Annotated in this window: 21 protein-coding genes; 7 read left to right on the plus strand and 14 right to left on the minus strand. The window is 52.1% G+C overall.

What is annotated here, in order from left to right:
* Positions 1-23: 23 nt before the first annotated feature.
* On the minus strand, positions 24-434 hold the full coding sequence (locus JJB07_RS15840; protein WP_201636732.1) for a hypothetical protein: 411 nt from the start codon (positions 432-434) through the stop codon (positions 24-26).
* A 221-nt stretch (positions 435-655) separates the two neighbouring features.
* On the opposite strand from JJB07_RS15840, the gene JJB07_RS15845 reads away from it, so the two are divergent.
* The 4 genes from JJB07_RS15845 (at position 656) to JJB07_RS15850 (ending at position 3,794) form a co-directional block, all read left to right on the plus strand.
* On the plus strand, positions 656-955 hold the full coding sequence (locus JJB07_RS15845) for an LSm family protein (RefSeq protein ID WP_201636734.1): 300 nt from the start codon (positions 656-658) through the stop codon (positions 953-955).
* A 37-nt stretch (positions 956-992) separates the two neighbouring features.
* Positions 993-1,121 (plus strand): hypothetical protein, encoded by a 129-nt coding sequence (locus JJB07_RS24260; protein WP_283809136.1) that lies wholly within the window; start codon positions 993-995, stop codon positions 1,119-1,121.
* A 34-nt stretch (positions 1,122-1,155) separates the two neighbouring features.
* Entirely contained in the window at positions 1,156-1,281 is a 126-nt protein-coding gene (locus tag JJB07_RS24265) for a hypothetical protein (RefSeq protein WP_283809137.1), read from the plus strand.
* 344 nt (positions 1,282-1,625) lie between these two features.
* Complete coding sequence (locus JJB07_RS15850) at positions 1,626-3,794, plus strand: rhamnogalacturonan endolyase family protein (RefSeq protein ID WP_201636736.1); 2,169 nt, start codon at positions 1,626-1,628, stop codon at positions 3,792-3,794.
* Positions 3,795-4,025: 231 nt separating this feature from the next.
* Here the strand turns inward: JJB07_RS15850 and JJB07_RS15855 are convergent, their stop codons facing one another.
* Positions 4,026-4,139: an FDLD family class I lanthipeptide gene (locus tag JJB07_RS15855; protein ID WP_201636738.1), complete on the minus strand. Its 114-nt coding sequence runs from the start codon at positions 4,137-4,139 to the stop codon at positions 4,026-4,028.
* A gap of 325 nt (positions 4,140-4,464) precedes the next feature.
* A complete protein-coding gene (locus JJB07_RS15860; RefSeq protein WP_201636740.1) occupies positions 4,465-5,331 on the minus strand; it encodes a LysR family transcriptional regulator in 867 nt (288 codons plus the stop codon).
* A 124-nt stretch (positions 5,332-5,455) separates the two neighbouring features.
* Between JJB07_RS15860 and JJB07_RS15865 the strand changes: the two genes are divergently transcribed.
* Entirely contained in the window at positions 5,456-6,880 is a 1,425-nt protein-coding gene (locus JJB07_RS15865) for an MFS transporter (protein WP_201636742.1), read from the plus strand.
* Between the two features lie 265 nt (positions 6,881-7,145).
* Here the strand turns inward: JJB07_RS15865 and JJB07_RS15870 are convergent, their stop codons facing one another.
* Positions 7,146-7,721 carry a tyrosine-type recombinase/integrase gene (locus JJB07_RS15870; RefSeq protein WP_236588134.1) on the minus strand — a complete coding sequence of 192 codons (576 nt, stop codon included), beginning with the start codon at positions 7,719-7,721 and terminating at the stop codon, positions 7,146-7,148.
* A 651-nt stretch (positions 7,722-8,372) separates the two neighbouring features.
* Between JJB07_RS15870 and JJB07_RS15875 the strand changes: the two genes are divergently transcribed.
* A complete protein-coding gene (locus tag JJB07_RS15875) occupies positions 8,373-9,491 on the plus strand; it encodes a hypothetical protein (RefSeq protein WP_201636744.1) in 1,119 nt (372 codons plus the stop codon).
* Positions 9,492-9,631: 140 nt separating this feature from the next.
* Here JJB07_RS15875 and JJB07_RS24040 read toward each other — a convergent pair whose 3' ends face one another.
* Entirely contained in the window at positions 9,632-9,784 is a 153-nt protein-coding gene (locus JJB07_RS24040) for a tyrosine-type recombinase/integrase (protein ID WP_347338359.1), read from the minus strand.
* 118 nt (positions 9,785-9,902) lie between these two features.
* The gene (locus JJB07_RS24045) at positions 9,903-10,190 is read right to left on the minus strand and encodes a site-specific integrase (RefSeq protein ID WP_236588136.1); all 288 of its coding nucleotides are present in this window, start codon (positions 10,188-10,190) and stop codon (positions 9,903-9,905) included.
* On the opposite strand from JJB07_RS24045, the gene JJB07_RS24530 reads away from it, so the two are divergent.
* The gene (locus JJB07_RS24530) at positions 10,189-10,305 is read left to right on the plus strand and encodes a hypothetical protein (protein ID WP_430727231.1); all 117 of its coding nucleotides are present in this window, start codon (positions 10,189-10,191) and stop codon (positions 10,303-10,305) included. The genes JJB07_RS24045 and JJB07_RS24530 overlap by 2 nt on opposite strands.
* Before the next feature lie 45 nt (positions 10,306-10,350).
* On the opposite strand, the gene spo0A is transcribed toward JJB07_RS24530, so the two are convergent.
* From spo0A to dxs, 8 genes are all read right to left on the minus strand, one after another.
* On the minus strand, positions 10,351-11,124 hold the full coding sequence (gene spo0A / locus JJB07_RS15890; RefSeq protein ID WP_201636746.1) for a sporulation transcription factor Spo0A: 774 nt from the start codon (positions 11,122-11,124) through the stop codon (positions 10,351-10,353).
* 253 nt (positions 11,125-11,377) lie between these two features.
* Entirely contained in the window at positions 11,378-14,407 is a 3,030-nt protein-coding gene (locus JJB07_RS15895) for an efflux RND transporter permease subunit (protein WP_201636748.1), read from the minus strand.
* A 131-nt stretch (positions 14,408-14,538) separates the two neighbouring features.
* On the minus strand, positions 14,539-15,849 hold the full coding sequence (gene spoIVB / locus JJB07_RS15900) for a SpoIVB peptidase (RefSeq protein ID WP_201636750.1): 1,311 nt from the start codon (positions 15,847-15,849) through the stop codon (positions 14,539-14,541).
* A gap of 112 nt (positions 15,850-15,961) precedes the next feature.
* Entirely contained in the window at positions 15,962-17,689 is a 1,728-nt protein-coding gene (recN, locus tag JJB07_RS15905; RefSeq protein ID WP_201636752.1) for a DNA repair protein RecN, read from the minus strand.
* A 15-nt stretch (positions 17,690-17,704) separates the two neighbouring features.
* On the minus strand, positions 17,705-18,151 hold the full coding sequence (gene ahrC, locus JJB07_RS15910; RefSeq protein ID WP_201636754.1) for a transcriptional regulator AhrC/ArgR: 447 nt from the start codon (positions 18,149-18,151) through the stop codon (positions 17,705-17,707).
* A gap of 20 nt (positions 18,152-18,171) precedes the next feature.
* Complete coding sequence (locus JJB07_RS15915) at positions 18,172-19,026, minus strand: NAD(+)/NADH kinase (protein ID WP_201636756.1); 855 nt, start codon at positions 19,024-19,026, stop codon at positions 18,172-18,174.
* 76 nt (positions 19,027-19,102) lie between these two features.
* Positions 19,103-19,921 carry a TlyA family RNA methyltransferase gene (locus JJB07_RS15920; protein WP_201636758.1) on the minus strand — a complete coding sequence of 273 codons (819 nt, stop codon included), beginning with the start codon at positions 19,919-19,921 and terminating at the stop codon, positions 19,103-19,105.
* A 99-nt stretch (positions 19,922-20,020) separates the two neighbouring features.
* On the minus strand, positions 20,021-21,913 hold the full coding sequence (gene dxs / locus JJB07_RS15925; protein ID WP_201636760.1) for a 1-deoxy-D-xylulose-5-phosphate synthase: 1,893 nt from the start codon (positions 21,911-21,913) through the stop codon (positions 20,021-20,023).
* Position 21,914 lies beyond the last annotated feature (1 nt).

The raw sequence follows: 21,914 nt of genomic DNA on the forward strand, positions 1-21,914 counted from the left end.
GGGAGGGTGTTTTTTTCGAAACCTTACCAGTTCATGTAGGTCTCTCCGCCAACCGTATCGGCGGTCATATTCGTGATTCGAACGGTGTACGTGCCGGCCGTGACGTTGTAGAACAGATGGTCTTGGGTTCCGTATCCTTGGTTGTAGAAAGAAGCGACCACTTGGTCGTTGCTGTCCACCAATTCGTACTTCACGAGCGAGGTGGCCACGTTCTGGAACGTGCTCGCCTTCACGGATTCGTCCACAGCGACTTGGATCGTGATCATGTCTCGAGTTTCATACCCCTGCAGCACGAACCCGAACGTGACAGGAGCTTGTGCAGTGTCCAACTCTGCCGTACTTTGTGCCGAGACAGTCGTTGCCGCCATGGATGCCATCGGCGTACTCGCCAAGATCATGCCCAATACCGCGAAACTTACCAACCACTTTTTCAAAACTGATTCCTCCTCATGTTTTTGATAACCACTCACTATTACATATCGTACTTTATTTTAAAATTTTTATAGGCATTGGGTCCTATCTTTTTCAGTTTGGAACATAGTTGGTCTGCATCACTTCATTTCTTATGAAGAAATAGTCGAACGCCGTTCCTTGTACGGCACGTCGCTCATAGCTTGAACTATTCGCTGGTACAGAAAGGAGGGAATGTAACGGTATGGATTTGAGTCAGCATGCCATGCGGTATATCGGGCAACCGATCGTAGCTCATCATGTGAACGGGACCGTCCATCGCGGCATCTTACACTCTGTGACTCCGGAAGGGATGTACATTCGTTATGGAGCAGGACACGCTTCAACGGATCAAGTGGAAAAGACCTTCGATCATGCGTACAGCCAGAACGAAGGGGTCGGGACGGAAGCAGAGCCTGTATTCTTTGGTGGTTTTGGTTTAGGTCTTGGTTTTCTGCCTTGGTTTGGTCTCTCTGGTTTCTGGGGTGGCGGCTTGTGGTGGTAATAACGGCTGAAAGCTCGTTCGAGAGGAGGTTGTATTTTTGGACGGATATGGCGTTTTTGGAGGCTACACTCGTTGGGCTGTCGTCTTCTTGATCATCTTCGTGCTGTTCATCTTGCTTGTACCGGTCTGTTACCCGGTTCAAACGACGACGATGCAGTGCCACTAATTCTTGAAGATGAGCATACAGGGGGGTGAATCTTATGTACGGTGCATTCGGAGGTTACACCCGTTGGGCAGTTGTGTTCTTGATCATCTTTGTTCTGTTCTTCCTGCTCGTTCCGGGTTACGGTGCAGGTTACGCTGCAGGCGCAGGCTATGGTTGCTAGTTCAAGAAGAGCAAGTGAACATACTGCCGTTCACCAAACGGGTGTTTCGGCAGTTTACATACGATCTCTCATGATTGGGCAGAAATGGAATATCACAAGAGGTACGTTCACCTACACGCGAATAGAATGACGAGCATCCGAGGAGGTACCCGATGCTCGTCTATTTGGCCTGTCCGGATTGACACTGCAACAAACAAAAAAAGCCAGTTTCCACCCTCTATTATACAAACGCTAGTAGTTTAGATAAATAAAACATCCAATTTTATGGAACCCTTACTTTATCTATGATATAATTTTTTCGAAAATAGAAAATAATGGATTTCATTCTAGAGGAGAGTGACTTCATGACAAATCGGAAACAAATCCGATCAAAAATCAAACTCAGCGGCGTTACACTTCTGAGTGCGCTGTTGTTGGCTTCGACAACCTCCGTTGGACCTTTGATTCCCACAACTGCGTACGCAGTTGATGGACCGGTAACGCTTAGCGGAACTGCGGACGACGCCCAAGCTGCGTTGACTTGGGCGGCCGTCGCAGGCGCAACGGGGTACGACGTTTACCGAAACGGTGCAAAAATCACCGACACGCCGATCACGGACAACACCTATCTGGACACGACGGTCATCAACGGTAACACCTATACCTACACCGTGTCGGCCATCCTTGGAGGCGTGTCGTCGCCCCAGTCGAATGAGATTTCGCTCTTGCCCAAGTCAAAACCGGGCTTATTGCGGGGGCTGGCTTCTGATTATAATGGAGTGACGAACTTGACCGATGGCGACAATGCGACGGTCCTTTCCATTCCCCCTGGCGAAAGCGAAATCTTCACACTGGCTCCCGGAGCAAAGATAACGGGACTTAAAGCGGTTGGCGACCCGTCCCTAGAGATTGAATTGGTGGACGAGGTAGGGCTACTTGCAGGTTACTACAATGCATCCAGCCCGACCAACGATTTCATCGATGTCAATAAACAACACATAATCCAAGTGAGAGCGGTGAATTTTACAGACCGGACTCTTATCATGCAAGACTTCGACGTAATCGGCGTTCAAGAGAGCCCGGATTTCAAAATTCAAACTACGGGACTTGAGTCGATTCCCGACGACTCCCACTCCCAAATATCCTTCAAGTGGGAGCCGTTCGACGGGGCAATCGGGTACAATCTGTACAAAGAGGGAGCACAGCTGGAAAACAAGATCAACCCCGAGCCTCTTACTGGCACCACGTTTACTGATACCGACGTCATAAATGGCCAATGGTATACATACTACCTCGCTCCGATCACAGCATCCGGGGAAGATGCCATGTTTTACTATTCCGCGGTTTGTTCGACTCCACCGCCCGGCTTGTTGCGAGGGATCGCTTCCACAACAGGTGAAACGAGGATTACAGACGGCAACTATGATGAGAACATCATGATTCCCTTTCAAAGCGGCCAAACCTACATCCTGCCAGCACCAGCAAAAGTTACGGGAGTTTATGCAGATGGCCCAGACTACATGCAGGTGCAACTGTACGATACAGCAGGGAATCTTGTAGCCACCATTGGAGCGTCCGAACCAACCAACAACGACCCCATCCCTGTCGATGCACAAAACGTAGCCAAAGTAGTACTGAAAACTACAAATCCGAATTATTCGGGCATCATGCTTGAACTAGATCTCGTCGGAACCTACCTACCCAATGCGCCGGTTGACCTTATCGGCAAAGCTGGGGATGCCCAAGCAACCCTGACTTGGACGGCATCAAATGGTGCGGAAAGCTACAACGTCTACCGTGACGGCGTGAAAATCAACACAAAGCCTGTAACGGAGACAAGCTATTCGGATGCAGGTCTGACAAACGGCAAGTCCTACACCTATTCCGTCACCACCGTGAACGCAGACGGCGAATCGCCTGCGTCAAACACGATTACGTTGACTCCTGTGCTTAACTTGCTGCTCAACCCCGGCTTCGAAGACGGCATGGTTACGACCACAAACGGCACGCAAGTCGGTAAAAATTGGACCTCTTATGCAGCCACAGGTTCCACCCCGAATTTCACTGTCGTGACTTCCCCGGTTTCTACGGGAACCTATGCGCAAAAAATTTCGGGGACAAACATTCCGAAAAGCAACGCCCTCGACATCTACCAATCGGTTGCGGCCCATGCGAATACGAGTTACTCCGTCAGCGGGATGTATTACATTGAAAGTTTGAACAACGCATTCGTGCAACTCTACGTCGACTTCTACGACAAAGACGGACGCTTTATCAAATCGAACTCGCTCCCTTACTACGGGTTCGCAGCCCCTGCCACCCCGAGCTATATGATGATGGCGGACAACGGTACAGCACCTGGTTATCTGTTGATGGCAAACAACCTGACCACCAAAGGCTATGTGCTGTTGAAGAACAGCTTTACCACCCCGGCCAACACAGCTTCCCTGCGAATGTACGCCGTACTCCGCTCCTCGGCAGACGGCGCATCGGGCACTTTTTACGTGGATGACCTGAGCGTCGTTCAAAACTAATACAGCATGCATCTGACATGACACCTCTGCGGTTCTAGCAACTACCGCAGAGGTGTTTTTTATACCCGCTTGCCAGATACAAAGCTCCACCTGCGAGATCTTCGCCTCAATTCGCTTCCTGTTCATCAAAAATAAAAACCACCACCAATTCTGAAAAGAATGGTGATGGCACGTTGCTCTGAGATCGAACAAGGTTTCCAGGAGAATTACTCTCCTCGAACTTTGAGATCATCAAATTGCGTCGCATTTGCTCGTTCCCAAATACGTCGTTAACGTCGAGATCGAATCTGTATTTGAAAATTGGGTGTTCATGACTTGCACATCGAGTTCGAACATGTTTTCCATCGAATTCATCCTCCTTTACAATAGAATGTACTAGGAAGTATGTCTAAGGAGTCATGTGAGCGACGAGTGGCAAGAGTTGTTGGCAAATTTCACTTCACAAATAAACTATATCATGATTAAATAGTTAATTCAAGTGTTGTCCTGCTGAGGATCAAGTCTGAACTTTGACCCTTCTCCCAATCTTCAAACCACTTTTAAGAGCGACGAATCTAACAATTCATCGGGTGAGATGGAACAAGTTTATCGGCATATCACAAGTATGAATGAGGAGTGCCAGATCCTAGAGAACCCGCAAGGTCGACACGCCACTTGTCGGCCTTGTTTTTTACCGGCTATATAGTTGACTCTTTTTTAGAGTCTCAAGAAATTTTTCGAGTGCGCTTGTCAACAAGCTGTCCTTGTGTCGGATGAAATAGGTTTGGGTCAAGCTATATGGAGATGGAATGGGAAAAGACCGCAATACTCCAGCCTCCACGTATTTTTGCGCGGCAGAGTATTGGACGAAAGAAGCTCCGAGTCCGGATATCACCCCTTGAATCATCGCGTCAAGATGATTAAATTCCAAGTATCGGACAGGAGCGCTACCAATGGATCGCAACCAGGTCTCAAGTTGTCCTCGATTCGGACACCCGATTGTGTTCATGAGAAAAGGTTGCTTGCATACCGCCTGAAGGTCGCTGTCCCCAGGCTGAGTAATCAGAACCAATTCTTCCTCATAGACCAAATCCTTTACCACGTTTTCATGATCGACTGCCAGTTTTACGAATGCACCATCCAGTTGAAAATGAAGGATCTTGCGCACCAGTTCTTCGGAAACATCGGTCACAAGCGACATCTCTACCTTGGGATATCTCTGGTTATATTCTGCAAGTATGTTCGGCAGATGCAGAGCTGACACTGTATGATTCGCTCCGAGCCTGAGTGGTCCCATGGGTTCTATTGAATCGTTCAGGGCTAATTGTGCCTCGTCAAGCAAGTGCAAAACTCGCTCCGCGTACCCCAGCAGTTTCTCGCCTGCTGGGGTTAACACCATGCCCCGCTGTCGATAGAAAAGTTTCGTGTTTAACTCCTCTTCCAACTGCCTCACTCTCGCTGTTACGTTCGATTGGACATAACCGAGGGTATGAGCTGCCTTTGTAATGCTTCCTTCCCTTGCAACCGCCCGGAAAATTCGAAGCTCATGGCTCTCCATTGTTCCACATCCCACCCAACTATCACAAATAACGAATCATTGTATCGTTTGCGTTCATTTTACATGATCATCTACCTCTTGTACATTGGTTGTAGACATCGACAACCAAAAGGAGGAGTTACATATGTCGAAGGAACGCACACTCAAGTGGGCAATTTTGGCCGTTGTCACACTTGTTTCGTTTATTACCAATCTGGATGCGACCATTGTTGTGATCGGTCTGCCCAAGCTGACGGAGGATTTGCACGTTTCGTTTGTGGCTGGGATGTGGATCATTACGTCCTACCTCATCACAAGCACCGTCTTTTTACTGCCGGCCGGAAGATGGGCGGACATTATGGGGACCAAACGCATTTTTCTATCAGGGTTCGCCTGTTTTACAATCGCCACCGTCCTGTGTGGCCTGGCGAATTCCGGCGCGATGCTCATCGTGTTTCGGCTTGTCCAGGGCGTCGGAGCGGCCTTCGCTTTAGCGACCGCTACGCCAATCATGATGCGGACATTCCCACGCGAGCAACTCGGGCTCGCCATCGGTATTAATTCGACCTCATGGGTCATTGGGTCCATCATAGGTCCTGTGGCTGGCGGGGCATTGATCAGCGGATTTGGATGGCGCTCCATCTTTTTTGCATCCGCCCCTTTTGCGTTCATCGGATTGGTTGCGGGATGGTTTCTGCTCAAGGGATCAACGGAACGGGCCCGAACAAATACCGATTGGTTCGGTATGATCACGTTTGGACTTGGACTCTCCGCCTTCTTGGTAGCTCTGTCGCAGGGGCAAGAATGGGGGTGGATGTCAAGGCCGGTGCTGGGTCTCTTTGGGGGAGCACTGCTGATGTGGATCGGATTTCTATACACCGAATTGAAGGTACGCCAACCGCTGTTTGATCTTCGATTGTTTTCTTACAGACGCTACACAACTGGATTAGGGGTCACCTTGAGTTATTGCATCGGATATTTCTCAATTTCCCTGCTCCTTGCGTTGTACCTCCAAGGGGCTCAGCACCTGAGCCCGCTGGAGTCAGGTCTGCTTCTCATTCCCTTGTCGGCTCCTCAACTCGTGATGGGTCCCTTCGGCGGCAGACTGGCAGATCGTTTCGGTACGGGCCGATTGCTCATGGGCGGGATGGTTTTGATTGCTTTTGGCTTGCTGCTACTCGGGAATCTGGGAGACCATCTGTCACGTCTCGCTGTCATCGTGCCGCTGTTCCTCATCTCTGTGGCGAACGGTTTGGCGTGGCCCTCACTCGCAAAAACCGTACTGACTGCCGCACCTCCAGAACAAGCGGGTTCCGCATCTGGGATGTTCTACACGGTGTACAACATTGGCCGGGCTGTGAGTCAGACGCTTGCGCTGATGATCGTTGAGCTTCGTATAGCACCTAACATCGCATCTCATATGTTTCTCGGGATGGGGATTGAACAAAGCAAGTTGGTTAAAAGCGCACTCGTACATTTGACTGACACGGGATTCCGAGTTTTCAGCGTGTTTTTCGCCATATCACTATTGCTAGGCTGCTTCCTGCTGAGGAAACCTGCAAACTCATAATTTGCAGCTCTCGATTTGGAAGGGACCGATGGTGGGTACAACAAAGAGACGAGCATCCACAGTAGCTGGATGCTCGTCTTTGCTTTTAGATTTCCAGATACACTGGAACTCAAAATCGGACATGAAAAAACACTCCTCCTCACGGTTCTTGGAACCCCATGAAGTGGAGCGTTCTCAAAAAAACCTCACACGTACAATAGCCTTGCCTTACTTACAAAATCTTCGCCTCAATCCGTAGCTTGTCCGCGACCATGTTCCCCGCCTCCTATTGTTGCTTCTCAAATGACAGTATCGTCAACTTGGTTCCTCGTTTTGTTGGAAACAGGAGTGTTGTTTCCGTATGACGATCTTTGAGCTTCAAGTATTGCCGAAGCTCCCTTTGCATGACCATTGAAAAGTAGATATACCGCTCATTCTTCCCCTTGGTTTTAGTCAAGAGAACCATCCTGTGTTTGAAGTCGATTTGCTCAACTTCGATTTCCAGACACTCACCGATTCGCATTCCAGTGTGCTGTAAGAGCATGACAATGATCTTGTTCCGATATCCGTGAAATGTCGTGTAGTCAAACTGGTCGAGGAGCCTATTGAACTCCTCTTGACTGACACCGCTTTTCTGTCTGCGAATCGAATGTAATTTTTCTATTTTATCGAAGGGGTTCTTGATCAGTTCACCTTCTTGGTGGAGCCATTTGAAAAAGACCTTGATGTTGCGAAGGTAATTATTGATCGTCACGCTCGATACCTGTTTCTTGTAGTCAGTTCTGTTTTCAGGGAAGTTGATCTGTTTAGACGCTTCTCGATTGACAACCGTATACTTCCCTCTTTCTTGCACATACGCCATATACTGACGGATATGCCCTGTACGGACTTCACGGAGGAGTTCTACGCTGTGTTCGTTTTTCAGCTAGGCAAAGAACAACTTGAGGGATTGTTCATAGGCAGAAAGGGTTTTAGCAGACAGATTTTTGTTCTGGCAGTACAACAGGAAGTCTTCAAGGTAGAAATCAAACTCACTCATTTTCACTGTACATTCCCCTATCTCCCGCCCAACAAAAAACCCAACGAATCAAAAGATTCATCGGGTGAGATGGAAAAAGTTTATCGGTTCCAAAATGGGTTTGTCGGCTTTTCACAATTAAAAGTAGATGAGTGCGATATGCCTAGAACCCTTGACGAATCAACAACTACGAAATCTTCGCCTCAATCCGCAGCTTATCCGCGACCATCGCAACGAATGACGGCGTGCTATTTGTGTCCAGTCAGGTGGATGCGGATCAGCTTTTGTAGGTTACAAAAATGATCTTCGAAAACAGCTTCGTTTGTTTTTTTGTATTTGCAATTGATGTTGCTACAAGAATAGCAGTAATTAAAATCAGAAGGAACTTAATGGAGGAAAGGGTATTTCCAAAAAAGAAAAATATTTACAAAATCATTATGATATCCCATAATGAGTATCAGAAGTAAAAAATTCCATAAGAGGTGTAAATTTACGATGCCCAAAAAATTGTTTCCTCTGGTCGTTACCACAATCTTGACGACAACGCTCGCTTCGTACCCAGCCGTCGCATCAACCGACACGTACGAGCCGAATGACACGAAGGCACAAGCTTACTATGTGTCAGCCGACACCACCTATACTTCCTACCTGTCCACTGGCACGGATGTAGACTATTACCAGTACTATCGCTCTTTCACAGGCACGCAGACCTTCACCTTTACGCCGCCCAATGATGGCAACGTCTACAACGTCCAGGTCATTGACCCGAACAACACTGTTATGACTGCAGGAAGCACGTCCTCAACAGGGGGACCTCTCACCCTGGCGTTCAACGTCTCGACAATCCAGACTCCGTACTACATCAAGATTTATAGCAACGGCAATGTCTCCGCCAATCCATACCAACTCGTGATGGGCCACTATGACACTGGGGAAGTAAACAACACCCAAGCTCAAGCGTACTCCATCGCAGACGGGCATTTTTACAATGCAGTTTTAGCTACCACATCCGATGTTGACTACTATGCATACAACGCAACCAAGAACGGGGTGGCGACCATCACCCTTACGCAGCCGGGCGACGCAGCAGCTAACTTTTCGATATATGATGATCTCGGTAAATCATTTGCTGGAGGCACGATCGGTGGCGGTGGCAGTGATGCAACTTCAACACCGTTCCAATTCAGCGTGACTGCTGGCCGCAAATATTACGTCAAGTACTTCCCGACGAGTACAGTTTCAAGTTCGTACTATAACATTTCCTTTGAGAATCTTGATGCCAACGAGCCGAACGACTCGTTCGCACAAGCTACATCGGTGAACCTCGGATTGAACAGCTACTTCTTGTATAACTCTCAGGATGTGGACTACTACAAATTCCATGCCAACACAACCGGTACGGTATCTCTCGACATTCTCCCACAGGCTCCGGGCAGCATTGGTTGGAGTCTCTACCAAGGAACCGGTACCCAACTGGCTGGAGGCTCGGTCGGCTTCCAAGCGTCTTCCTCCCCCTATAGTTTCTCGGTGACCTCCGGTTCCGATTACTATATCAAAGTGGTCAAACAAACCGGTGACAACTCCCAAATGTGTTACACAATGGAACTTAAGTAAAGTTAACACACCGCGAAGCATTTGATTTTAAAAAACGATCCCCCTTGCTGTTTAACGCAAGGGGGATCGTTTTTAAAATCAAAAATATTAGTTCAGATACGCTGCAAAACTTCCCTTTACTGAGCAGGAGCCTGTGTTTTTCACGTTGAGGTCTGGTCAACCTCGATCTCCAAGCACTCGCCAATGCGCATCCCTGTGTCCTGTAGGAGCAAAACAACTATCTTTATTCTGTACCCGTGGCATGTCGTGTAGTCGAATTGTTCCAAAAGCCTATTGAACTCTTCTGGTGACACTCCGCTTTTCTGTCTTCGAACTGAATGTAGTTGTTCACCTTGTCAAACGGAATCTTGATGACTTCTCGCGCTTCATGTAGCCAGTTCTTAGGTAGTTGTTGATAGTCACGCTGAAAACTTATTTTTTGTAGTCTGTTCGATCCTCAGGGTGGTTGATCTGCATACTGGCATCGCGATTGACAACCGTGTACTTGCCACGCTCCTGTACGTAGGCGATGTACTGCCTGATATGTCCTGTCCGCACTTCTCTGAGACGTTCTACTCCGTGTTCGGTGGTCAGGTAGGCGAAAAACAATCCCAGCGATTGCTCGTAAGAGGAGAGCGTTTTTGGGACAAATTTTTGTTTTGGCAGTACAGCAGAAAGTCTTCTATGTAGAAATCGAATTCGCTCATTTTCATCGGACATCCTCCATCACGCCCCAACAAACAAACCCAATGAATTTTATATTCATTGGGTGAGATGGAATAAGTTTATAGGCTCAAAATCGTATTTATTGGCTTGTCACAATTACGAATTATGATTGCCGTACCGCCAATTTCCCTTATCTGACAAGGCTTCGAGAAGATTACGAAATCTTCGCCTCAATCCGCAGCTTATCCGCAACCATCGCGATGAACTCCGAGTTCGTCGGCTTGCTCTTCCCTACGTTGACGGTGTTCCCAAACAGCGCACGGATCGAGTCCACGTTCCCGCGGCCCCAAGCGACTTCGATCGCGTGGCGGATGGCGCGTTCGACGCGGGACGGGGTGGTGTTGTATTTCTCGGCGATCTTCGGGTAGAGGATCTTCGTGATCGAGCCGAGGATCTCGACATCCTTGTACACCATGCCAATCGCTTCACGCAGGTAGTGGTAGCCCTTGATGTGCGCCGGAACGCCGATCTCGTGGATGATGTTGGTGATCGAAGCGTCGACGTTCTTGCCGCGCGTCATCATCACTTGCTGCTTCGGTGCTCCCGTGCCCGGTACGCGCACCACTTGGCGGATGCGGTTGGCGAGGACGTCCATGTCAAACGGTTTGAGGATGTAGTACGCCGCCCCAAACTCCACGGCGCGCTTGGTGATGTTCTCTTGGCCAAACGCCGTTAACATGATGACTTTCGGGTCGAAGGAAAGGCTCATCCCTTGGATTTTCTCCAGGACCCCGATGCCGTCCAACACCGGCATGATGATGTCGAGGATGATGACATCCGGTTGCTGTTGTTCCAGCATTTCCAGAACTTCGTTGCCGTTGTACGCAACGCCGACAACTTCCATGTCACGTTGCTCCGTTACGAACTCTTTCAACAGCTCGGCGAATTCACGGTTATCATCCGCAATCATCACTTTGATTTGTTTCACTGTATGGGAACCCCCTTAGGTAAGTGCGTTCAATGGTTTCTGACAGGAAGATATTTCGACAAAGCCATTTTTATTCCTCCATTTTGGAACGATAAAGATTTTGACCATTTTCAACAAATTTCCCCTTCAAAACAACCTCACAACCTCTTTTGACCCTTTTACAGAGTCGAATCCGACCCAAACCCCCGCCTTTTTGTCGAAAAGTCTTTCAAAAAAAAGACGCCACCCGAGAGGATGCCGTCTTTTTTCCATCTTATAGGGCTACTTTTGCCACCGTGTCGCGACGCTCTGCACGCGCTTTGCGGAAGTTGAGCAGTTCGAAAATGACCGGTACGACGATGAGCGTCAGCAGGGTCGACGTGACCAGACCGCCGATGACGACCGCCCCCAAACCGCGGGAGATGATCGAACCGCTGCCAATCCCTGCTGCCAGCGGAACCAGCGCAAAGATCGTCGCAATCGCCGTCATGAGAATCGGGCGCAGACGAGTGCCGCCGGACTCCAGCAAGGCTTCGCGGATCGAGAGACCGTTTTTGATCTGGTGCTGTACACGGTCGATGAGAACGATTGCGTTGGTGACGACGATCCCGATCAGCATCAAGAAGCCGATCAGCGAGGAGATCGAAATCGGTTCGCCGATCACGATCGTGCCAAGCAGACCGCCGACCAATGCGAACGGCAGCGAGAACAAGATCGCAAACGGTGCGCGGCCTTCTCCAAACGAGATGACCATGACGATGTAGACCATCCCGAGTGCGACAGACATCGCGAGCATCATGTCGGACATCATGTTTTGAATGTCTTCCGTAGAACCGCCCATCGAGTATTTCACTCCGGACGGAAGCGTCATCGCCGCAAGCGCGTCGGTTATCGCTGTGTTGACAGCATTGGCGTCTGCAGACGTGATCGTGCCGGTGACGGAGGAGTACTCGTCGCCGTTTTTGTTCTGGATCTTGCCCGGCAGCTGGACTTGAGTTACATCTGCGATGTCCTTGACTTGAATTTGTTTGCCGGTCGGCAGGTCGAGCGTCATCTTGCCGATCTCACCCAGCGTCGTCAGCGAATTGCCTTTGAGCGTCAGGAACAGGTCGGACGCAGACTTGCCGTCACCGACTTTGCCGATTTGGCTCTCGGTGAGGTACGGGCGCAGCATCGAGGACGCTTGGATGACGGTCAAGCCGTTTTTGAGGGCGTCTTCGGTGCGGACTTGCAGTTGCACGCCTTTGGAACCTTCTTGCAGGTTGTTGTTGACGTTGGAGGTGCCTTCGATTTTCTTGACTGCGGCGGTGATGTCTTCGGTCGCTTGTTTGCGGTCTTCTGCGGTTCCGCCGGTGACGGTGATGTCGAGACCCGCGCTTGCGCCGCCGCCGTTGCCGTCGTACATGTCGAACTTGGAGCCTTCTTCGACTTTGATCTTCGCCTTCATGTCTGCCATGAGTTGCTTCGTGTCGGTGTCAGACTTAAGTTTGAGGAACCAGTTTGCGTAGTTGGGTTCTACCGTTTGCCCGTTCTGTTGGCCGACGCCGACGTGGGTCGTTTCCACTGCCGGGTTGTTGCGGAATTCTTCGTCGATTTTGCGGGAGAGTTCATCGACGGTGCTAAGCGAAGTGCCTTTTGGCATCTCGACGGTTGCGAACAGGAATTTATTTTCCGTCTCCGGCATGAACGTGACGCCGACGAGTTGCGTCAACGGCAACGTGCCCACGAAGAGCAGGACGGAGAGAATCAGGACGGTTGCTTTGTGGTTCAAGGACCAGTTCAGCACGCGCTTGTAGGTGCGTGCCATGCCGGACTCCATTTCATGCTCCTTCGGAACTCGCTTGCGCATCAAGCCCCATGCCAGAAGCGGCACGACGGTCAGAGCGACGATCAGCGATGCGACCAGAGAGGAAGCAACGGTCAGAGCAAACGGAGCGAAGAACTCGCCGGAGATGCCTTGCAAGAGACCCAGCGGTGCAAATACGGCGACAGTGGTGACGGTCGACGCAGTGATTGCGCCCCCGACTTCACGAGTGGCCGAAAGCAGCAGGTCTTTGGAAATTTTCTCGGTTTGCAGGCGTCGAACGATGTTCTCGATGACGACGATGGAGTCGTCGACCACCCGTCCGGTTGCGACGGCCATCCCGCCGAGCGTCATGATGTTCAAGGTGACATTGGAAAAATACTTCAAGGTGATCAGCGAGATCATGATCGACAGCGGAATGGAAACGATGGCGATGATCGTTGCGCGCACGTTGCGCAGGAACAGGAGGATCAAGATCGAAGCGAAAAGCGCCCCGAGGCCGCCCTCACGCGCCATCGAGAATACCGATTCCTTGACGTCCGCCGAGCGGTCGTACTCGATCAGCGTCTGGACTTTGCCTTCGTCATCGAACGCTTTGTAGGATTCGAGGACTTTTTCCGAAACGGCAACGGTGTTTGCGGAAGAGGCTTTGTAGATGTCGATCCCGATGGACGGCGCGCCGTTCGTGCGGGAGATGATGTTGACGTCCTTGCCTTTTTTGATATCGGAGACGTCCCCGAGAACCACTTTGTTCGGTTCCGGTGAGAGGACGACGTTTTTCAAGTTGTCTACGGAATCCACTTTGCCGGTGATGATGACCGGCTCTTTGGTTTTGTTCAGAGTTGCTTCCCCAAGCGGAATGCTGAGGTTGTTGGCTTGCAGCACCTGTTGGATCATGTTGAACGAGAGGTGCTTCTCTTTCATTTTGTCCGTATTGAGCTGGATGTACACGCCCGTATCGGTGAGGCCGCTCGCTTTGACGTCGGCAACGCCGTCTACAGATTTGAGTTGCGGGAGGATGCGGTTTTGTACGATGTCGTTGAGTTCTTCTTGGGACGTGTTGCCTTTGACTTGTACGGCGGAATAGATGATCGCTTGGTTTGAAGTGCCAAACGAGGAAACTTTCGGATGTTCAACTTCTGTCGGGAGCTTGACGTTGGTGATGGCGTCCTCGACTTTTTTCTTTTTGTCTTCCATGTTGTCTTTGAAGCTGAATTCAAGTGTGATCATCGCGAAGTTGTTCTGCGATTGGGAGGTGACGTTCTTGACGCCCTCCACATTGCGCAGCACAGTTTCGAGCGGTACGGTGACTTGGTTCAGGACGTCATTCGGAGACGCTCCCGGATAGATCGCTTGCACGGTGACCGACGGAAGGTCAACGTCAGGCAGTTGTTCCTGACGGAACTTGGTTGCCGAAAACACAGCGCCGACGGCGATCAAGAGGCACAAGATCACGATCGCGACAGGGTTTTTCAGCGAAAACTTAGTAAAAAACGACACGAATTACTCCCCACTTTCTTTCTGTTATAGGCATATAGACGATGGAAACGTTAGCAACCCTTCACTTCGATAAAAAATTGTGAACCAAAAAATAAAAAAACACCTACCCGATATCCGGATAGGTGTACTTTTTATGATTTAACCTTTGTCTTGGTCTCGATTCCTGCTTCGTTGAGCATCCATTCGAGGAACACCCCATAGCCTTGCGTGGGGTCGTTGACGAATACATGGGTGACGGCGCCGACGACTTTTCCGTCTTGGAGGATCGGGCTGCCAGACATCCCTTGGATGATGCCGCCCGTTTTTTCCAACAGGCGCTTGTCTGTCACTTTGATGACCATCGATTTAGTGGCGGGATACTTTTGTTTCATGACGTTGACGATCTGGATGTCGAACTCCTCGACTTTTTGGCTGTCCACGACGGTGAGGATGGAGGCTTTCCCCTCATGAACTTGTTCGGCGAGGGCGACGGGCATCGCTTTGGAGATTTTGGCGTTGTCCGGCAGGTTGTTCATGTTGCCGAAGACACCAAAGTCGGAGTTGCGGGTAATCGATCCGAGGACTTTGTCTTCGTCGATGAAGATCCCGCGCTTCTCCCCTGGGGAACCGCTTTCGCCTTTGTCAATCGAGGTGACGGAGCTGTGGACGATCTGGCCTTCGCCTACGCCGATCGGTTGACCGGTGTCCACGTCGGTGATGATATGACCGAGGGCACCGAATTTTTTCTGATCCGGCGCGTAGAACGTGAGGGTACCAACACCGGCTGCCGAGTCGCGGATGTAGAGGCCGATACGGTAGATGTCGCTGTCTTTGTCATAGAGCGGCTTCACTTTGAGTTTGAGCTGCTCCTTCTGCCGTTTGATCGTGAATTCCATCGGCTTGCCGGTCTTGCCTGCTTTGTTGATCAACTCCGCAGCTTGCTCGACCGATTTGACGGTGGTGCCGTCAATGGCGGTGATGATGTCACCGACTTTGACTTGCGCTTGCTCGGCGGGCGAGATGGAGTCTTTGCCCGCTTTGACCAAGTTGTAGCCAACTACCATGATGCCGGAGGACTTGAGTTTGACGCCGATCGACTGGCCGCCGGGGACGACTTTTAGGTCCGGGACCACGTTCACATGGACCGACTTGACCGGAATCAGACCGAACAGTTTTACTTTTAGGTCGGCGGTGCCGGTTTTGCCGGAATCGAGCTGTAGAGGTTGATTGAGGTGGGAAACCGCCGATTTCGGAGTTCCGGAGACGGAGATGACGTCCGGTTGCGACGTCGTCACCGTGGCGAACGACTTCATTCCGAGATCGAGTGCGGCGTGTGCGCCTTGCAAGATGCGCAGTTCCTGGGGAATGCTTGCGAGCTGATGAATGGGTGTAAACCAACACATGGCGACGAATAGGATTGCAACCAAGAGACCTGTTAGTTTCCTGCGAGTGTGTCTAGTCAACCATCTCACCCTCCCCTTTCTTCCCGTGTCTACACCTCTTTGAAGTGATGGTTCTACTATGCCTCCCTGACAGATGTCGTATCCTGCGAAACATCTGCCATTGAACCCACCTTCAACTTTTAAATTTCCGGGCGCGTTCCAACATTTCGGAGGCGTGGCGTAGCGTAGTTTCCGTCAGTTCAAGCCCTGAGATCATGCGGGCGAGTTCCTGCACGCGCAGGTCGTCGTCCAACGCATACACGGCGGTTCGAGTGCGACCGTCCTCCATGCTTTTTTCGATTAAGTAGTGCGTGTCTGCCATCGCCGACACCTGCGCCAAGTGCGTGACGCAGATCACTTGCCGCGACTGGGAGACGACGGCCAGTTTCTCCGCCACGGCTTGGGCAGCCCGGCCGGAGATTCCGGTATCTACTTCGTCAAAAATCAGCGTGCCCACATCGTCCGCATCGGCGAGCAACGTCTTGAGCGCCAGCATCGTGCGCGAGAGTTCGCCGCCCGATGCAATTTTGGCAAGCGGACGCAGAGATTCACCCACATTCGGGGAGAAAAGGAACTCGACCCTGTCGATTCCCGCTTCCGTCACATGGACGCGGCGTTCGCCGATCGGCAATCCGTCTTCTTCCTGAATCTGCGTGAAGCTGATCGCAAACTGGGTGTTTGGCATCATCAGCTCGCCCAGTTCCTTCATCACCGCTTTGGCGAGGCGTTCGGAAGCCGCGCGTCGCGCTTTGGAGAGAGCGACCGCGTTTTTGGCAAGCCCTTTGCCCGCTCGCTCCAACTCAAGGGACAACCGTTCCAAGTTCTCTTCGTGGTTCTCCAACGCTTCGAGGTCGCGAAGCAACTTGTCCCGGTAGACGAGGATCTCCTCGACCGTGTCTCCATATTTTTTCCGCAGGCGGCGCAAGACATTCAGACGATCGTCCAGTTGGGATAATTTGTTCGGGTTGAACTCCACTTCGTTTCGGTAATCGCGCAAACTATGCGCAGCTTCTTCGACGTGGAGAAGTGCCGTTTTAATCAACTCAAGCGTCGGTGCGAGCGACTCGTCATAGCGGACGGCTCCATCTAAATCGACGATGGTCTGGTTGAGTTGATCCAAAGCCGATGAGTTGCGCCCCTCGCCGCTGTAGAGTCGATCATAGGAAGCATTGGCGGCGGCAAACAATTTTTCAGCGTGCGCCAGACGCTTGCGCTCTTCTTCAAGTTCCACGTCTTCGCCGGGGCGCGGGTTGGCTTCTTGGATTTCTTGCAGTTGAAAACGCACGATGTCGAGACGCTGGATTCGCTCTTGTTCGCCAAGGCGCGCCTCGCGAATTTTTTGCCGCGCAACACGGAAGTCGCGGAAACTCGCTTCGACCGCCGCACGCAGCGCCAACAGGTCTTCGCCGCCAAATGCGTCGATCAGGGCGATCTGCTCCCGCGGGTCGGTCAGCGTCTGGTGCTCGTGCTGTCCGTGCATGCTCATCAAGTATTGCCCAAATCGACGGAGCATCTGCACGGTGACCATGCGGCCATTGACGCGGCAGACGTTCTTGCCCGCCGCTGAAAGCTCGCGGGAAACCAGCACGCCCTCGTCGTCGAGGTCGATGCCGTACTCCTCACACAATTCTCGAAACTCATTCGATACGGGAACGGCAAAAAGAGCCTCGATGGTGGCTTTCGCAGCGCCTTGCCGAACGGTGTCGGACGAGGCTCTGCCCCCCAAGATGAGGCTCATGGCGTCCAGCAGAATGGATTTCCCGGCACCCGTCTCCCCCGTCAGGATGTTCAATCCCGGTTCGAGGGACAGGTGGACTTCTTCAATCAGCGCAAAGTTGCGCACGGTCAACTCCATCAACATGGTGAAAAAAACCCCCTAGACGTAGGAGAGGAATCGATTGACGATACTCGGGGCGATCTCGGTGGATCGGGTGATGATCAAGATCGTGTCATCTCCACAGATGGTGCCAAGCACTTCCGACCAGTCCAACGCATCCACGATGGCGCCGACCGCGTGTGCGTTCCCCGGCAGTGTCTTCATGACGATCAGGTTTTCGGCCCGGTCGATCGACACAAAGGAGTCGAGCAACATCCGGCGCAATTTTTGCTCCGGATTGTACGTCGGTTCGGCCGGCAACGAATACTTGTAGGTGCCGTTCGGAGTTGGGGTCTTGACGAGGTGCAGTTCTTTGATATCACGCGAGACTGTCGCTTGGGTGACTTGGAAACCGGCGGCGCGGAGTTGCTCCACCAGGTCCTCCTGTGTCTCGATCTCTTGCCCGGTAATGATCTCACGAATTTTCAACAGGCGTTGGCCTTTCATTCTCTATCGAACCCTTTCTCTCACGTCGCGACGTGCAATTTGCGGCGTAGTACATCGAAAAATTCCCTATCGCGCCATTTAATCAACGTGGTCTTGTACCCGGCTTGCCGGACACGGATCACGTCGTGATTCTCCAATTCATAAAAAAGCTGTCCATCAACTGAGAGCACCAATTCATCGTGGGTCGCTTCCACTTCCACTCGCACTTCTTGGTTGGCGGCGATGACCATCGGCCGCGAATGCAAGGTGTGCGGACAGATCGGAGTCAGCACGATCACGTCGATATGCGGAGAAACGACCGGTCCCCCGCAAGAGAGCGAGTACGCCGTGGAACCCGTCGGTGTGGAAACGAGCAAACCGTCGCCCGTGTATTGGTCCACGTACATGTCGTCTACGAACACGCGATTGGTCACCATCCGGCCAAACGACCCTTTGGCAATCGCCACGTCGTTCAAACCCACCGCTTCGTGCAAGACCTGACCCCCGCGGATGACCTGCGCTTCCAGCATCAAGCGCTCCTCCAAGCAGTAGTCTCCTGCCAAGACCCGCTGGACCGCGTTCTCCATGTCTTTGGGCTCCGCTTCGGAGAGGAAGCCGAGGTGTCCCAGATTGATGCCAAGCATCGGCAAGCCCGTCTTGGCGAACTGGCGGGCAAATCCCAGAATGGTGCCGTCCCCGCCCAATACGAAGAGAATTTCGACTCGGCTCGGAAAGTCGCTTTGCGGAATTCCAAGTTCCGGGCGTCCGATCTTCTCCGCCGATTCCTCATCGACAAACACGTGTGCCCCGTGGCGTTCAATGATCTCCACCAAGTTTTGGGTGACCGGAATCGCCGTTGGCTTGGTGGGGTTGACCGCCAATCCGATTGTCTTCATAAAGGATGCCCTCCATTCTGTAGACAGGCTTTCACATTCTTAACAAGCATTCGCTGTCTTGAATAAGAATTCCTTTTTATCGTTCTAAGGAAGAATGCGCATCTTGAACAACTCCCTGAATTTTCTCCGTCAGTTCCTCCGGAGACAGGCCGTTCCCAACCTTCGTCAAGTGCGCCAAAAATTCAATGTTCCCATCCCCGCCCGTGATGGGCGAGAAGGTGATGTCGACAACGCGGAAGCCTTGCGCCACAGCCGTTCCCAACGTATGTACGAGCACGTCACGGTGTACCTCCGGGTCGCGGACGATGCCGTTTTTGCCCACACGGTCACGACCTGCTTCAAACTGCGGCTTGATCAGGGAGAGCAGTTGACCGTCTTCCGTTAAAATATTCGAGATCACCGGCAGCAAGAGTCGAATCGAGATGAACGAAACGTCCATGACCGCCACTTGCGGTGTCTCTCCCTTGAGGTCTTGGGGTTGCAGATGGCGGAAGTTGGTGCGCTCCATGACGATTACACGCGGGTCGTTGCGCACTTTCCACGCCAGTTGGCCGTAGCCGACGTCGATGGAATAGACTTGCTTCGCTCCGTTTTGCAGCGCGCAGTCGGAGAATCCCCCCGTGGAGGCGCCGATGTCGACGACGACTTTGTCCACCAGCGAGACGTTGAAAGCGGCGAGCGCTTTTTCCAACTTGAGACCGCCGCGTGAGACGTACGGATGCAAGTCTCCCTTGACGGTGATCTTCGCTTCCACTTTGATTTTGGTGCCCGCTTTGTCGACACGTTCTCCGTCGACGGAAACCAGTCCCGCCATGATGGCCGCTTTGGCCCGCTCGCGGGAATCATAATGGCCTTGTTCCACTAACAGTACATCTAACCGTTCCTTAGCACTCATGTCATACCCTCTGTCATCAATGATTTGTCTCTTGTTACCGTTCACTAAAAACGGGCAAGACATGCGTCCCGCCCGCTCTGTACAGCTATGAAGCTATGGTTACGCGCGCTTCTGTTTGAGCGGCGCCATGGTTTTGACCAGTTCCACCACCGAATCGACGTTGAGGCCGACGTGGTCGAGCAGTTGTTGCGGGTCTCCGTGTTCCACGAACAGGTCCGGCAGACCCATCGGGTAGATCTCCATGCCGTAGATGCGGTTCAGTGCAAAAAATTCCATGACTGCACTCCCCATACCGCCCTGGGTCGAACCTTCCTCGATCGTAACGATGCGCATCCCCTGCTTGGCGAGGTCGAGCAAGAGTTCCTCGTCCAGCGGTTTTACGAAACGCATGTTGACAACCTTCGCATCAATTCCGCTCTCAACGAGGGCTTCTGCAGCTTTCTGCGCAACGTGAACCATCGACCCGAGCGCGAGAATCGCCACGTCCTTGCCTTCGCGAACGGTTTCCGACTTGCCGATCGGAAGTGCTTTGAATTCCGTGTCCATCTGTACACCGAGACCGCCGCCGCGCGGATAACGCATCGCAATCGGGCCGGCGTGGTTGACCGCGGTGTAGAGCATCTGGCGGAATTCGTTCTCGTCCTTCGGTGCCATGATCGTGAAGTTCGGGACGCAACGCAAGAATGCGATGTCAAAAGCGCCTTGGTGCGTTTCGCCGTCGTTGCCGACCAGACCCGCGCGGTCGATGGCAATCGTCACGGGCAAGTTCTGGATGGCAATGTCGTGAATCGCTTGGTCGTACGCACGCTGCAGGAACGTCGAGTAGATCGCGAGCACCGGCTTTTTGCCCCCGCATGCAAGACCTGCGGCAAACGTCGCCGAGTGTTGCTCTGCGATCCCGACGTCGAAGCAACGCTCCGGGAACACTTCTTGGAACTTGATCAGACCCGAGCCCGGCAACATCGCCGGCGTAATCGCCACGATGTCCGGGTCCCGCTCGGCCAACTCGATCATCGTGTCGGCAAACAAGTTCGGGTATTGCGGCGGTGCCGGTTTGACAACTTTCGGCGCATCGCCTTTGACGACGTTGAAGCCTTTGGAGACGGAGTGCATTTTGTCGGGCGCATCGGCGGCGACGGCATAGCCTTTGCCTTTTTGCGTGACAACATGCAGAAGCACCGGACCCTTGGTCTGTTTGGCGCGTTGCATATAGGTCAAAAGCGTCGGCAAGTCATGTCCGTTGATCGGGCCGAGGTAGGTAAACCCGAACTCTTCAAACAGCATGCCCGGCACGAGGAAGGACTTGAAAGAGTCCTTGAAGCGGTCGATCAGGCGCGTGGTTTTGTCCCCAAGGTCGCCGAACTTATGTAAGAAGTTCACGACGTCCTTCTTGAGCGACGAATAGGACGGATCGACGCGCAGTTTGGTCAGATAGTGGGAAATCGCTCCGACGTTCGGTGCGATCGACATCTCGTTGTCGTTGAGGACGACGAGCATATCTGTTCCGAGATGTCCGGCGTGGTTGAGCGCTTCAAACGCCATCCCGCCGGTCATCGAGCCGTCGCCGATCACAGCGATGACTTTGTGGTCTTCGCCCGCGATGTCCCGGGCTGATGCATAGCCCATCGCGGCCGAGATTGAGGTGCTGGCATGCCCGACATCGAACATGTCGTGCTCCGATTCGGAGCGTTTCGGGAAGCCAGACATCCCCTTGAATTTGCGCAAAGTCGGGAAGAGGTGCTTTCGTCCCGTCAGGATCTTGTGTACGTAGGCTTGGTGCCCTACGTCCCAGATGATCTTGTCACGGGGAGAGTCGTAAATTTGGTGCAGAGCCAGCGTTAATTCCACAGCTCCCAAATTGGAGCCGAAGTGCCCGCCTGTCGTCGCCAAGTTCTCGATCAAGAACTGACGAATTTCCTCTGCGAGTTGATTGAGTTGTTCCACCGACAAATGCTTTATATCAGAGGGGGTATTGATTTTGTCAAGAAGCATG

Origin of the sequence: Tumebacillus amylolyticus (assembly GCF_016722965.1) — a bacterium.
GTDB lineage: Bacteria > Bacillota > Bacilli > Tumebacillales > Tumebacillaceae > Tumebacillus > Tumebacillus amylolyticus.